Source organism: Streptomyces sp. HNM0574 (genome assembly GCF_012726235.1).
GTDB lineage: Bacteria > Actinomycetota > Actinomycetes > Streptomycetales > Streptomycetaceae > Streptomyces.
In genome coordinates this window covers 412,805-425,251 of sequence record NZ_JAASAH010000002.1, presented here as the reverse complement: position 1 = coordinate 425,251, position 12,447 = coordinate 412,805, and the positions used below count along the sequence as shown (strand labels likewise).

14 protein-coding genes are annotated in these 12,447 nt (G+C 72.7%); 6 read left to right on the top strand and 8 right to left on the bottom strand.

Going from position 1 to position 12,447, the window contains the following annotated elements; genetic code table 11:
- Window positions 1-65: 65 nt before the first annotated feature.
- The 3 genes from HCC30_RS05555 to deoC are packed head-to-tail and all read right to left on the bottom strand — an operon-like array spanning window position 66 to window position 3,417.
- Complete coding sequence (locus tag HCC30_RS05555; protein WP_169440941.1) at window positions 66-983, bottom strand: aldehyde dehydrogenase family protein; 918 nt, start codon at window positions 981-983, stop codon at window positions 66-68.
- Window positions 976-2,418: an aldehyde dehydrogenase family protein gene (locus tag HCC30_RS05550; protein WP_169440939.1), complete on the bottom strand. Its 1,443-nt coding sequence runs from the start codon at window positions 2,416-2,418 to the stop codon at window positions 976-978. The genes HCC30_RS05555 and HCC30_RS05550 overlap by 8 nt, the downstream gene beginning before the upstream one ends.
- A 6-nt stretch (window positions 2,419-2,424) precedes the next feature.
- Entirely contained in the window at window positions 2,425-3,417 is a 993-nt protein-coding gene (gene deoC / locus HCC30_RS05545) for a deoxyribose-phosphate aldolase (RefSeq protein ID WP_169441414.1), read from the bottom strand.
- Between the two features lie 133 nt (window positions 3,418-3,550).
- On the opposite strand from deoC, the gene HCC30_RS05540 reads away from it, so the two are divergent.
- Together HCC30_RS05540 and HCC30_RS05535 are read left to right on the top strand one after the other, a co-directional pair.
- Window positions 3,551-4,243 carry a PH domain-containing protein gene (locus HCC30_RS05540; protein ID WP_169440937.1) on the top strand — a complete coding sequence of 231 codons (693 nt, stop codon included), beginning with the start codon at window positions 3,551-3,553 and terminating at the stop codon, window positions 4,241-4,243.
- A gap of 81 nt (window positions 4,244-4,324) precedes the next feature.
- Complete coding sequence (locus HCC30_RS05535; protein WP_169440935.1) at window positions 4,325-4,657, top strand: helix-turn-helix transcriptional regulator; 333 nt, start codon at window positions 4,325-4,327, stop codon at window positions 4,655-4,657.
- Here HCC30_RS05535 and HCC30_RS05530 read toward each other — a convergent pair.
- The 4 genes from HCC30_RS05530 to HCC30_RS05515 all read right to left on the bottom strand — a co-directional run bounded on the left by HCC30_RS05530 (window position 4,641) and on the right by HCC30_RS05515 (window position 8,070).
- Window positions 4,641-4,880, bottom strand: a complete 240-nt coding sequence (locus tag HCC30_RS05530) for a PhdYeFM domain-containing protein (RefSeq protein ID WP_169440933.1) — start codon at window positions 4,878-4,880, stop codon at window positions 4,641-4,643. The two genes, HCC30_RS05535 and HCC30_RS05530, sit on opposite strands and share 17 nt — an antisense overlap.
- Window positions 4,881-4,930: 50 nt before the next feature.
- Window positions 4,931-6,643 carry a phospho-sugar mutase gene (locus HCC30_RS05525; protein WP_346776504.1) on the bottom strand — a complete coding sequence of 571 codons (1,713 nt, stop codon included), beginning with the start codon at window positions 6,641-6,643 and terminating at the stop codon, window positions 4,931-4,933.
- Between the two features lie 70 nt (window positions 6,644-6,713).
- Window positions 6,714-7,535 (bottom strand): purine-nucleoside phosphorylase, encoded by an 822-nt coding sequence (locus tag HCC30_RS05520; RefSeq protein ID WP_169440931.1) that lies wholly within the window; start codon window positions 7,533-7,535, stop codon window positions 6,714-6,716.
- A 97-nt stretch (window positions 7,536-7,632) separates the two neighbouring features.
- Window positions 7,633-8,070 carry a gamma-glutamylcyclotransferase gene (locus tag HCC30_RS05515; protein ID WP_169440929.1) on the bottom strand — a complete coding sequence of 146 codons (438 nt, stop codon included), beginning with the start codon at window positions 8,068-8,070 and terminating at the stop codon, window positions 7,633-7,635.
- Window positions 8,071-8,175: 105 nt separating this feature from the next.
- On the opposite strand from HCC30_RS05515, the gene HCC30_RS05510 reads away from it, so the two are divergent.
- Together HCC30_RS05510 and HCC30_RS05505 are read left to right on the top strand one after the other, a co-directional pair.
- Window positions 8,176-9,624 (top strand): NAD(P)H-quinone dehydrogenase, encoded by a 1,449-nt coding sequence (locus tag HCC30_RS05510; RefSeq protein ID WP_169440927.1) that lies wholly within the window; start codon window positions 8,176-8,178, stop codon window positions 9,622-9,624.
- Between the two features lie 146 nt (window positions 9,625-9,770).
- A complete protein-coding gene (locus HCC30_RS05505) occupies window positions 9,771-10,826 on the top strand; it encodes a DeoR/GlpR family DNA-binding transcription regulator (RefSeq protein ID WP_169440925.1) in 1,056 nt (351 codons plus the stop codon).
- Between the two features lie 64 nt (window positions 10,827-10,890).
- Here the strand turns inward: HCC30_RS05505 and HCC30_RS05500 are convergent, their stop codons facing one another.
- Complete coding sequence (locus HCC30_RS05500) at window positions 10,891-11,151, bottom strand: hypothetical protein (RefSeq protein WP_346776503.1); 261 nt, start codon at window positions 11,149-11,151, stop codon at window positions 10,891-10,893.
- Between the two features lie 175 nt (window positions 11,152-11,326).
- On the opposite strand from HCC30_RS05500, the gene HCC30_RS05495 reads away from it, so the two are divergent.
- Window positions 11,327-12,169 (top strand): helix-turn-helix transcriptional regulator, encoded by an 843-nt coding sequence (locus HCC30_RS05495; protein WP_169440923.1) that lies wholly within the window; start codon window positions 11,327-11,329, stop codon window positions 12,167-12,169.
- Complete coding sequence (locus tag HCC30_RS05490; protein WP_169440921.1) at window positions 12,151-12,351, top strand: DUF397 domain-containing protein; 201 nt, start codon at window positions 12,151-12,153, stop codon at window positions 12,349-12,351. Before HCC30_RS05495 ends, HCC30_RS05490 begins: the two co-directional genes overlap by 19 nt.
- Window positions 12,352-12,447 lie beyond the last annotated feature (96 nt).

Here is a 12,447-nt window from a genome sequence, read left to right as displayed (position 1 = left end):
GCGGGACGGCGAAGGGCCCGCCGGGGGCAACTCCCGGCGGGCCCTTCGGTGTTGCGGGGCCGGTCTCACATGCCCATCGGGTGCCAGACCGTCTTGGTCTCGACCCAGGCGAGCAGGCGGCCCGTGCCGGGGTCGGCCGTCCAGTCGGCGGGGACGGCCGGGCGGTGCACCCGCTTGACCGTCCCGGCGGCCGCGACCTCCAGCTCGGTGGCCAGCTCCGCGTCTCCGGCGGCACCGGCCAGGTCGAGCGCGTTGACGTCCTGGTGCGCGGCGAGGGTGGGCGCCATGTCGCGGGTGCGGCCGGAGAGGACGTTCACCACGCCGCCCGGCACGTCGGACGTCGCCAGCACCTCGGCCAGCGAGAGCGCGGGCAGCGGCCGGTCCTCGGAGGCGACCACGACGGCCGTGCAGCCCGTGGCCAGGACCGGCGCCAGCACCGAGACCAGGCCGAGCAGCGAGGACTCACGCGGTGCCAGCACGGCCACCACACCGGTCGGTTCGGGCGTGGAGAGGTTGAAGTACGGTCCCGACACCGGGTTCGCCGAACCCGCGATCTGCGCGACCTTGTCCGTCCAGCCCGCGTACCAGACCCAGCGGTCCACGGCGGCGTCCACCTGGGCCGCGGCCTCCTCGCGGGAGAGGCCCTCGGCGGCGGCCACCTCCTCGGCGAACTGCTCGCGGCGGCCCTCCAGCATCTCCGCGACCCGGTACAGCACCTGCCCGCGGTTGTACGCCGTCGCCCCCGACCAGCCGGGGAACGCCTTGCGCGCCGCGGCGACCGCGTCCCGCGCGTCCTTGCCCGACGCGAGCGGGGCGTTGGCCAGATGCGTACCCTGGGAGTCGGTCACCTCGGCCACCCGTCCGCTCTCGGACCGGGGGAACTTGCCCCCGACGTACAGCTTGTAGGTCTTCCACACGGCCAGCCGCGGCGCGGCGGCCTTGGCGTTCTTCGCGGCCCTGGGCTTCTTCGCGGTCTCAGACATCGAGGTAGGCCTCCAGACCGTGGCGGCCGCCCTCGCGGCCGTGTCCCGACTCCTTGTAGCCGCCGAAGGGCGACGTCGGGTCGAACTTGTTGAACGTGTTGGACCACACCACTCCGGCGCGGAGCTGCTGCGCGACCTGGAGCATCCGCGAGCCCTTCTCCGTCCAGATCCCGGCGGACAGCCCGTACGGCGTGTTGTTGGCCTTGGCCACCGCCTCGTCGGGGGTCCGGAAGGTGAGGACGGACAGGACCGGGCCGAAGATCTCCTCGGTCGCGATCCGGTGCGCCTGGGTGACGCCGCGGAAGACCGTCGGCGCGAACCAGTAGCCCTCGCCCGGGAGTTCGCAGGGCGCCGTCCAGCGCTCGGCGCCCTCCTCCTCGCCGGAGCGGACCAGCTCGGTGATCCGGGCGAGCTGCTCGGCGGAGTTGATCGCGCCGACGTCGGTGTTCTTGTCGAGGGGGTCGCCGACCCGGAGGGTGGCCAGCCGCCGCTTCAGCGCGTCCAGCACCTCCTCCTCGACGGACTCCTGGACGAGCAGCCGCGAACCGGCGCAGCAGACCTGGCCCTGGTTGAAGAAGATGCCGTTGACGATGCCCTCGACGGCCTGGTCGACGGGCGCGTCGTCGAAGACGATGTTGGCGCCCTTGCCGCCGAGTTCGAGGCTCAGCCGCTTGTCCGTACCGGCGACGGTGCGGGCGATCTCCTTGCCGACGGCCGTCGACCCGGTGAACGCGACCTTGTTCACGTCCGGGTGCGCGGCCAGCGCCGCGCCGGCCGCGCCGTCACCGGTGACGATGTTGACCACGCCGCGCGGCAGCCCGGCCTCGCGGCAGATGTCCGCGAAGAACAGCGCGGACAGCGGCGTCGTCTCGGCGGGCTTGAGGACCACGGTGTTGCCGGTGGCCAGCGCCGGGGCGACCTTCCACGCCAGCATCAGCAGCGGGAAGTTCCACGGGATGATCTGGCCCGCGACGCCCAGCGGCTTCGGATCCGGGCCGAAGCCCGCGTGACCCAGCTTGTCCGCCCAGCCCGCGTGGTAGAAGAAGTGCGCGGCGACCAGCGGCAGATCGGAGTCCCGGGACTCGCGGATCGGCTTGCCGTTGTCGAGGGTTTCCAGGACGGCCAGCTCACGGGCGCGCTCCTGGACGATCCGCGCGATGCGGAAGAGGTACTTGGCGCGTTCGGCGCCGGGCAGCGCGGACCACGGGCCGAAGGCGCGGCGGGCGGCCCGCACGGCCGCGTCGACGTCCTCGTCCCCGGCGCGGGCGACCTCGGAGAGGACCTCCTCGGTGGCCGGCGAGACGGTCTTGAGGACGGCGCCGCCGGCCGCCTCGCGGAACTCACCGTCGACGAACAGCCCGTAGGACGGGGCGATGTCCACGACCGAGCGCGACTGCGGCGCCGGCGCGTAGCTGAAGAGTGAACTCGTAGTCATGGGTGCTCAGTCCACCGTCACGTAGTCGGGGCCGGAGTAGTGGCCGGTGCGCAGCTTCTGGCGCTGCATCAGCAGGTCGTTGAGCAGGCTGGAGGCGCCGAAGCGGAACCAGTCGGGGCTGAGCCAGTCCGCGCCCGCCGTCTCGCCGACGACGACGAGGTACTTCATCGCGTCCTTGGTGTTCCGGATGCCGCCCGCGGGCTTCACACCGACGCGGGTGCCGGTGCCGGCGTGGAAGTCGCGCACCGCCTCCAGCATCAACAGGGTGTTCGGCAGCGTCGCGTTGACGGCGACCTTGCCCGTGGAGGTCTTGATGAAGTCGGCGCCCGCGAGCATCCCGAGCCAGCTGGCGCGGCGGATGTTGTCGTACGTCGCGAGCTCGCCCGTCTCGAAGATCACCTTGAGGTGGGCCGCGCCGCCGTCGGGACGTGCGCAGGCCTCCTTCACGGCGCGGATCTCCTCGAAGACCTGGAGGTACCGGCCGGCGAGGAAGGCGCCGCGGTCGATGACCATGTCGATCTCGTCGGCCCCGGCCGCCACCGCCTCCCTGGTGTCGGCGAGCTTGACGGCGAGCGAGGCGCGTCCGGCCGGGAAGGCGGTGGCGACGGAGGCCACCCGCAGCGCGGCGCCGCCGCTCGCGGCGAGGGCCTCGCGGGCCGTGGCCGCCATGTCGGGGTAGACGCAGACGGCGGCGACCTGCGGGGTGCCGCGGTCGGTCGGGTCGGGGTGGCATCCCTTGGCGCACAGGGCCCGGACCTTGCCCGGGGTGTCGGCGCCTTCCAGGGTGGTCAGGTCGATCATGGAGATGGCCAGATCGATGGCGTACGCCTTCGCCTCGGCCTTCACCGAACGGGTGCCGAGCGAGGCGGCACGGGCTTCGAGGCCGACCGCGTCGACGCCGGGAAGACCGTGCAGGAAGCGGCGCAGAGCCGCGTCGGAGGACGTCACGTCCGGCGGGGCGGGGGCTCCGGGAGCCGGGGGCTGCGGGGAGTTGGGCATGGTCACAAGACGAGCATATCTACACGCGTAGCGTCCGGGCCAGAGAGGGTTTTTCGCCGACGGTCCCCGGGACCGGAAGATCGATGCGGGAACGCAACGTCCGGCATCCGGACGGTCCGGCAGAATCGGTGACATGACGAGCGAGCAGCCGGAGCAGAACGAGAACGCGCACCCCGCCGAGCCCGCCCAGCGCCCCGCGTACGCCGAGCGCTGCTACCGCTCGCCCGCCGGGATGGCCGGCGGCGTCCTGCTGCTCGCGCTGGGGGTGTGGCTCGGCGTGGAGGCGGCGCTCACCGGCAGCGGCCGCACCCCGTGGATCGCGCTCGCGGGCCTGCTGTTCATGGCGCCGCTCGTCGTCGCGTACACCCTGCGCCCCGCCGTCCACGCCGGGGACGAACGGCTGCGCGTCCGCAACCCGTTCCGGACCGTCACCGTCCCGTGGGGCACCGTCGAGTCCGTACGCTCCGGCTACTCCAGCGAGGTCGTCGCGGACGGGACCAAGTACCAGCTGTGGGCGATCCCCGTCTCGCTGCGCGCCCGCAAGCGCGCGGCCCGGCACAACGAGCGCGTCGCCTCCGGCCGCCCGCCCGCGCGCGGCGGCGGCCTCTTCGGCCTCGGCGGCGCCCCCGCCGTCGCGACCCCCGAGGACACCGAGGAGAAGCGCGCCCCCTCCGACCGCACCATCGACGAACTCCGCGAACTCGCCGAACAGCACGCCGACTCACCCCCGGCCCAGGGCCACGTCACCGTCCGCTGGGCCTACGAGATCCTCGGGCCGGCGGCCCTGGGGGCCGCGGCTCTGGTGGTGCTGTACGTCATGCGCTGAGGGGCGTCACCCGTCGGCGATCGCCTCGTTCTCCCTCGCCGAGACCCGGTACGACGAGTACCGCGTGGCACAGGAGGAGCGATGAGCGGGTACAGCAGCTGGGCCGAGGTGAAGCGGCGCAGGCGGGAGCGGGAGCCGGAGGTCTCGGAAGCCGAGTGGGCCGAGCGGAAGCGTGAGGCCCGTCAGGCCACCGAGGCGTTCGCGCTGGGACACCATCTGCGGGAACTCCGCGAGCACTTGGGGCTGACGCAGCGGCACATGGCGACGGTGCTCGGGGTCTCGCAGGCGCGGGTGTCGCAGATCGAGAGCGGCGAGGTGCGCAGCCTGGAGACGCTGCGCGCGTACGCCGCCGCGCTCGGCGCCCGGATCTCCGTCTCGCTGGAGTACGAGGGGCGCGTCATCGGGGCGGCGTGAGCCGGTCCTCGTCGCCGAAGAAGGCGTCGGCCTCGGCGCGCATCCGGGCGGCGTCCACGTGTGGCAGGTCCCGCCATCTGCGCTGGAGTTCCTCGACGGGTACGAAGCGGCGAGGGCCTCCGGGCCGTGCCGCGTCCGTCGCACGCGAAGCCGTCCCGGACGCGAGAGCGGCCAGGACGGCTTCGTGGTGGGACCGGAGTTCCGGCCCGGTGATGCGGCGCATGGGCGGCAGTGTGCCCGCTACTGCCCCCGTACGTCCGGGAGTTGGCCCCCTCAGACCCCCGCCGCCCGGGAAACGTCCGTCTTGAGGGCCTTCAGGAACTCCGCCGCGCGGGTGCGGGCCGCCGGGAGGGCGTCGTGGGTGGGGACGGGGAGGACCGTTTCCAGGTAGCACTTCAGCTTCGGCTCGGTGCCGCTGGGGCGGACGACGACGCGGGCGCTCTCGATGCCGCGTTCCGTGTCGCCCGCGAGGCGGTAGCGCAGGCCGTCGGTGGGCGGCAGCGTGTCGGTGCCGCGGGTGAGGTCCTCGGCCGAGGCGACGGCGAGACCGGCGAGGGTGCGCGGCGGGGTGGTGCGCAGCCGGGTCATGGCGTCGGCGATGAGGGAGAGGTCCTCGACGCGGACGGAGAGCTGGTCGCTGGCGTGCAGGCCGTGCCGGACGGCGAGGTCGTCGAGGAGGTCGGTCAGGGTGCGGCCGTCGCGCTTGAGTCCGGCGGCGAGTTCGGCGACGAGGAGGGCGGCGGTGATGCCGTCCTTGTCGCGGACGCCGTCCGGGTCGGCGCAGTAGCCGAGCGCCTCCTCGTAGGCGTAAGCCAGGTTCTCCACGCGGGCCAGCCACTTGAAGCCGGTGAGCGTCTCCTCGTACGGGGTGCCGGCCGCCTCCGCGATCCGGGAGAGCAGCGAGGAGGAGACGATCGTCGTGGCGAAGGCGCCCTCGGCGCCCTTGGCGACGAGGTGGGTGGCGAGCAGGGCGCCGACCTCGTCGCCGTGCAGCATCCGCCAGCCGCCGTCGGCGTCGGGGACGGCGACGGCGCAGCGGTCGGCGTCGGGGTCGTTGGCGAGGACGAGATCGACGGGCTCGCCGCGCTCGGCCGCGGCCCGCGCCGCGGCGAAGGCCAGGTCCATGGCGCCGGGCTCTTCCGGGTTGGGGAAGGCGACGGTGGGGAAGTCCGGGTCGGGCGCGGCCTGTTCGGCCACCGGCAGCGGCGCGGGGAACCCGGCGCGGACGAAGGCGGCCTCGACGGTCTCCGCGCCGACGCCGTGCAGCGAGGTGTGCACCGTCCGCAGCCCGCGGGGCGAGCCGGGGGTGAGGGTGCCGGCGGCGCGCTCCAGGTACGCCTCGACGATCTCCTCGCCGAGCACGTCCCAGCCGCTCTCGGGCCTGGGCACGCCGGAGAGCGGGCCGACGGCGTCGATCTCGGCGGCGATCTCGCTGTCCGCTGGCTGCACGATCTGCGCGCCGCCCAGCGAGTCCGCGTCCGGGTAGCCCTTGCCGAGGTAGACCTTGTACCCGTTGTCGCGGGGCGGGTTGTGGCTGGCGGTGACCATGACGCCCGCGACGGCGCCCAGCTTCCGTACGGCGAAGGCCAGTACGGGCGTGGGCAGGGTGCGGGGCAGCAGCGCGGCGCGCAGGCCCGCGCCGGTCATCACGGCGGCGGTGTCGCGGGCGAACTCGGCGCTCTTGTACCGCGCGTCGTAGCCGATGACGACGAGCCCGGGCCCGTCCTGGCCGGTCTCGCGGCCGCGCAGGTACGCGGCGAGTCCGGCGGCTGCGCGGATGACCACGGAGCGGTTCATCCGCAGCGGGCCGCCGCCCAGTTCGCCGCGCAGCCCGGCCGTACCGAAGCGGAGCGTGCCGGAGAAGCGCGCGGAGAGCTCCTCCGTCTCACCCGCCTCCAGGAGCGCGGTGAGCTCCTTGCGGGTGTCCGGATCGGGGTCCTCCTCGATCCAGGAGCGGACGGTGGATGCGATCGCCTCGTCGTGCACGGGTGTCTGCCTCTCCGGTACGGCTACGGGCCTGCGGCTGATGGGTTCTCGGCTGCGGTCGGGACGCGGCTCAGATGCGGTCGAGCACGCTGGCGAGCAGGGTGCCCATCCGGGACGCGGACTCCTTGCCCGCCTGGAGGACTTCCTCGTGGTTCAGCGGCTCACCGGTGATGCCGGCGGCGAGGTTGGTGACCAGGGAGATGCCCAGCACCTCGGCCCCCGCCTCGCGCGCCGCGATGGCCTCCAGCGTGGTGGACATGCCCACCAGGTCGCCGCCGATGGCGCGGACCATGCCGATCTCGGCGGGCGTCTCGTAGTGCGGCCCGGGGAGCTGGACGTAGACGCCCTCCTCCAGGGTGGTGTCGACCTCTTGGCAGAGGCCGCGGAGCCGCTTGGAGTACAGGTCGGTCAGGTCGACGAAGTTGGCGCCGACGATGGGCGAGACGGCGGTCATGTTGATGTGGTCGCTGATCAGGACCGGCTGGCCGGGGCGCATGCCCTCGCGCAGGCCGCCGCAGCCGTTGGTGAGGATGACGGTGCCGCAGCCGGCCGCGACCGCGGTGCGGACGCCGTGCACGACGCTGGCGACGCCACGGCCCTCGTAGTAGTGGCTGCGCCCGAGGAAGACCAGGACGCGCTTGCCGCCCGCCAGGTACGAGCGGACGCGGCCCGCGTGCCCGGCGACGGCGGGCGCCGGGAAGCCGGGCAGCTCGGTGACGGGGAAGTCGTGCTCGGGGGTGCCGAGCGCGTCGGCGGCGGGCACCCAGCCGGAGCCCATGACGAGGACGGCGTCGAAGCTGTCCACCCCGGTGATCTCCCGGAGCTTGGCGGCTGCCTCGCGGGCGGAGGCGTAGGGGTCGGAGTCGAGATGAGCAGTGGGATTAGCGTTCACGCGACGAGCGTAGCCGCTCTTCGCCTACGCGCGTAGAGCGAGGTCGGTCACGAAAACATTCCGTGGCCGGACGGCCGCGCGCGGTACCGGAGTGCGCTCAGCAGGGGCGCTTGCGCAGTTCCGTCACGTAGTCGTGCGGTGCGCCCGCCGACTCGGCCGCGTCGGCCACGTCGCCGAGATAGCGCGGCGAGGGCAGGCCGCCCTCGTAGCCGTTGAGGACGTAGGTCCACGCGGGCAGGTCGCCGTCGAGGGTGTGCACCAGCAGTCGGGTGCGGCGGTAGATGCCCAGCGGGACGCCCTCCCAGCCGTCCAGCGGCTCCTCGTCCATGGGGGCGACGTCGTACAGCGCGACGAAGACCTGCGCCGACGGCTCCTCGGCGAGGGTGGCGAGGGCGCCGTCCCAGCCCATGTCCTCGCCGCCGAAGGCCAGTCGCCAGCCGGTGATCCAGCCGGTGCAGCGGAGCGGCGAGTGCGGGGCCCGGCGCGCCATCAGCCGCGCGTCGAGGTTGGCGGCGAACGCGGCGTAGAGCGACATGAGGCAGAGCGTACGGGAGGGGAGGGGCGGGACGAGGCGGACTCCGGCGGACATACGGCCCCATTGGAGGGGGCGAGGGCGTGCGACGGGGGCGTGTGCGCGACAATGAAGTATGTGACTCGGATCGTGATCATTGGTGGCGGACCTGGCGGCTACGAGGCGGCGCTGGTGGCCGCACAACTCGGTGCGGAGGTGACCGTCGTCGACTGCGACGGTCTGGGCGGGGCCTCGGTACTCACCGACTGCGTCCCGTCCAAGACGCTGATCGCCACCGCAGAGGTGATGACGAACTTCGACTCCTCGTACGAGGAGCTCGGCATCCGCGTCGAGGACAGCACCCACGACCCGGACGACCCGGCCCGCGTCGTCGGCGTCGACCTCGGCAAGGTCAACCGACGGGTGAAGCGGCTCGCGCTCGCCCAGTCCCACGACATCACCGCCTCCGTCACCCGCGCCGGTGCCCGGGTGATGCGCGGACGCGGCCGGCTGGAGCCCTCGCAGGCGCCGGACGGCTCCCGCGAGGTCGTCGTCACGGCGGCGGACGGCTCCGAGGAGCGGCTGACGGCCGACGCCGTGCTGGTCTCCACCGGCGGCCACCCGCGCGAGATCCCGGACGCGCAGCCGGACGGCGAGCGGATCTTCAACTGGAAGCAGCTGTACGACATGGACGAGCTCCCCGAGGAGCTCATCGTCGTCGGCTCCGGTGTCACGGGCGCCGAATTCGCGGGCGCCTACCAGGCGTTGGGCTCGCAGGTCACGCTGGTCTCCTCGCGGGACCGGGTGCTGCCGGGCGAGGACCCGGACGCGGCGGCCGTGCTGGAGGACGTCTTCCGGCGCCGCGGCATGAACGTGATGAGCCGCTCCCGCGCGGCCTCGGCCAAGCGCGTGGGCGACCGCGTCGAGGTGACGCTCCAGGACGGCCGCGTGATCAGCGGCTCGCACTGCCTGGTCGCGGTCGGCGCGGTGCCCAACACCGGTGACATGGGCCTCGAAGAGGCCGGCGTGAAGCTGAAGGACTCGGGCCACATCTGGACCGACAAGGTCTCCCGCACCACCGCCCCCGGCGTGTACGCGGCGGGCGACTGCACCGGCGTCTTCGCGCTCGCCTCGGTGGCCGCGATGCAGGGCCGGATCGCGATGTACCACTACCTCGGCGACGCGGTCACCCCGCTCAACCTCCGTACGGTGTCCGGCAACATCTTCACCGACCCGGAGATCGCGACGGTCGGCTTCACGCAGGCCGACATCGACAACGGGACGATCGACGCGCGCGTGGTGAAGCTGCCGCTGCTGCGCAACCCGCGCGCCAAGATGCAGGGCATCAGGGACGGTTTCGTGAAGCTGTTCTGCCGTCCCGGTACGGGCATCATCGTCGGCGGTGTGGTCGTCGCTCCCCGGGCGAGTGAGCTGATTCATCCGATCTCGATTGCTGTGGACAACAATCTGACCGTCGAGCAGATCGCCAACACGTTCACCGTGTACCCCTCGCTGACCGGCTCGATCGCCGAGGTCGCGCGCCAGCTGCACACCCGGAAGACGGCCGAGGAGAGCTGATTCCCGGCGCTCCCGGGGCTGTTGGCCCCGGGAGCGCCGGCCCGGGCGCGGGGCTTATACCACGTCGAGGGTTCCCATATGGACAACTTCCGTTAATCGACGGAAGCTGCTGAAAACAGACGGTCGTTGGGGTTACTGTCAGTTTCGTGTTCGCTGCAGAACGTCGCCAATTGATCCTCGAAATGGTGCGGGCCAACGGAGCCGTGTCGCTCCGCGAGCTCGCCCGCGTCGTCCAGACCTCCGAAGTCACCGTACGCAGAGACGTGCGGGCGCTGGAGGCGGAAGGGCTGCTCGACCGTCGGCACGGCGGGGCGGTGCTCCCGGGAGGCTTCACCCGGGAGTCCGGGTTCCCGCAGAAGTCCCACCACGCCACGGCGGAGAAGACCGCCATCGCCGACCTCGCCGCCGGACTCGTCGAGGAGGGCGAGGCCATCGTCGTCGGCGCGGGCACCACCACCCAGGAGCTGGCCCGCCGGCTGGCCCGGGTGCCGGGCCTGACCGTCGTCACCAACTCCCTGCTCGTCGCCCAGGCGTTGGCGCACGCCAACCGGGTCGAGGTCGTGATGACCGGCGGCACCCTGCGCGGCTCCAACTACGCCCTGGTGGGCAGCGGGGCCGAACAGTCCCTGCACGGGCTGCGGGTCTCCCGCGCCTTCCTCTCCGGCGCCGGGCTCACGGCCGAACGCGGGCTCTCCACGTCCAACATGCTCTCCGCCAGCGTCGACCGGGCCCTCGTCCAGGCCGCCGCCGAGGTCGTCGTCCTCGCCGACCACACCAAGCTCGGCACCGACACCATGTTCCAGACCGTCCCGACCGACATCATGACGCGCCTGGTCACCGACGAGCCCGCCACCCAGGACGAGCGCGCGGGCGCCGAACTCCAGGCGCTCGCCGACCAGGGCGTCCAGATCGCTGTCGCGGGCTCGGGGCCCGGCGGCGAGGGCCACCAGGGCCAGGCACCCGGGCAGGCCGCGCCGGGGCACGGGCACGGTCCGGGGCACGGCTCAGGGTCCGGCGGGCTCAACGGCGGCGCGGGGCACCAGAATCCGGCGGCCGGCCGGCCGCCGGAGGCGGGCCGCGGACAGCCGCCCGTACCGGGCCCGCGCCGCAACTACCCGCAGGGCGCCATGGGTTCACCCGGCGGCCCGGGACAGCTGCGCGGCGGCGCCGTCCCGGCCGAGCAGGGGGTACGGCGCCGCTGAGGCGCTCCGTCCCGTACCGTCCCGCCGCCCCGGGGCAGCCTGGGCCGCCCGTCGTGCTGCTTTGTCACCGGTCCGCGCCCCGCGCGATCACATCTGCCAGTGCGCGGGCGACGGGGGCCGAGCACACCCCGAGGTGCACGAGGGCGTGGCCCGTCTCGTCGGCCCACGGGGTACGGACGTCCATCGCGGGCAGCTGCACGCCCGCGCGGGTGAGCACCGCCGCGAGCGCGTCCCGGGCCGCGAGTGCCTCCCGGACCATGGCATCGACGGGAGACGAAGTGGGGCCGCTGAGGGCCTCGTTGGGGATGTGTCGTGGTGCCGTCATGGGGGTTCCTTCCGCTGTTCGCCGTTTCTCTGTGTGAGCCGCGCGCGGTGGATTACTGTGCGTGGCCCGAGCAGTACGAGCATGTACCCGGACAAGGCCCCCGACGCCGCCGACGGGCTCGGCTTCCCCGTCGCACAGCGTGAGTTCCACACCTTCCACGGAGGGAGGCCGCACCATGCCACCACGACGGGTCATCACCGGCCGCAGCCAGAGTCCACGCCAACGCTTCGCCGAGGAGCTGCGGTTGCTCCGCACGCAACGCGGCGAAACCCTGCGCCAGCTCGGCGAGAAGCTGGGCTGGGACTGGTCGCTCTTCGGCAAGATGGAGAAGGGCGAGACACTGGGCAGCCCCGAGGTCGCCCAGGCCCTCGACCACTACTACGGCACCCCGGGCCTGCTCCTGGCCTTATGGGAGCTGGCCGCGGGCGACAACACCCAGTTCCGCGAACGCTACCGCCGCTACATGGCGCTGGAGTCCCAGGCGCTCAGCCTCTGGCACTTCGCGGTGAGCGTCCTCCCGGGCCTGCTCCAGACCCCGGCGTACGCACGGGAGGTGCTGGCGGCGGGTGGCTACCGAGAGCCGGAACTCACTCAGCAGGTGGATGCGCGGGTAGGCCGAAGGCAGTTGCTGGAAGGCAACGATGCGCCGCCGTTCCGCGTGATTCTGTCCGAAGCCTCGCTCCGAACCCCGTTGCGGGACGTCGGTGAGTGGCGAGAACAGCTGGAGTACCTGTCCGAAGCGTGCGAGCGCCCTCATATGACGCTCCATGTGCTGCCCCATGATGCTGGGTTGCACGGGTTGGTGAGCACGGACGTGATGTTCCTCAGGCTTCTTGACGGGCGTACCGTGGCGTACACGGAGTACGCCTCCCAGGGCGAACTCATCGAAGAAAACAGGCGAGTTGAGCGGCTGCAACGTGCTTACGATGCGATGCGCGACCTGGCTCTGTCCCCTGCCGAGTCGCGGAAGTTCGTCCTGCGGATGTTGGAGGAAGTGCCGTGCGATCCATCGATCTGAGCGCCGCGACCTGGCGTAAGAGCAGCTACAGCAACCCGGACGGCGGGCAGTGCGTGGAGGTCTCCGACGACTTCGCCGCTGTGGTGCCGGTGCGTGACAGCAAGGCGCCGGGTGGTCCGGTGCTGGTGTTTCCGGCGGAGGGCTGGGCCTCGTTCGTGTCCGCTCTCCAGGTGCGCCGCTGAGCCCTTGACTTGTGCGCGACGCACTGACGGCCCTGTGCAGAGCTGGAGGCCGCCCCGCACACGACGAGGGCCGTGGCGTCCGGTTCGGGTGAACCG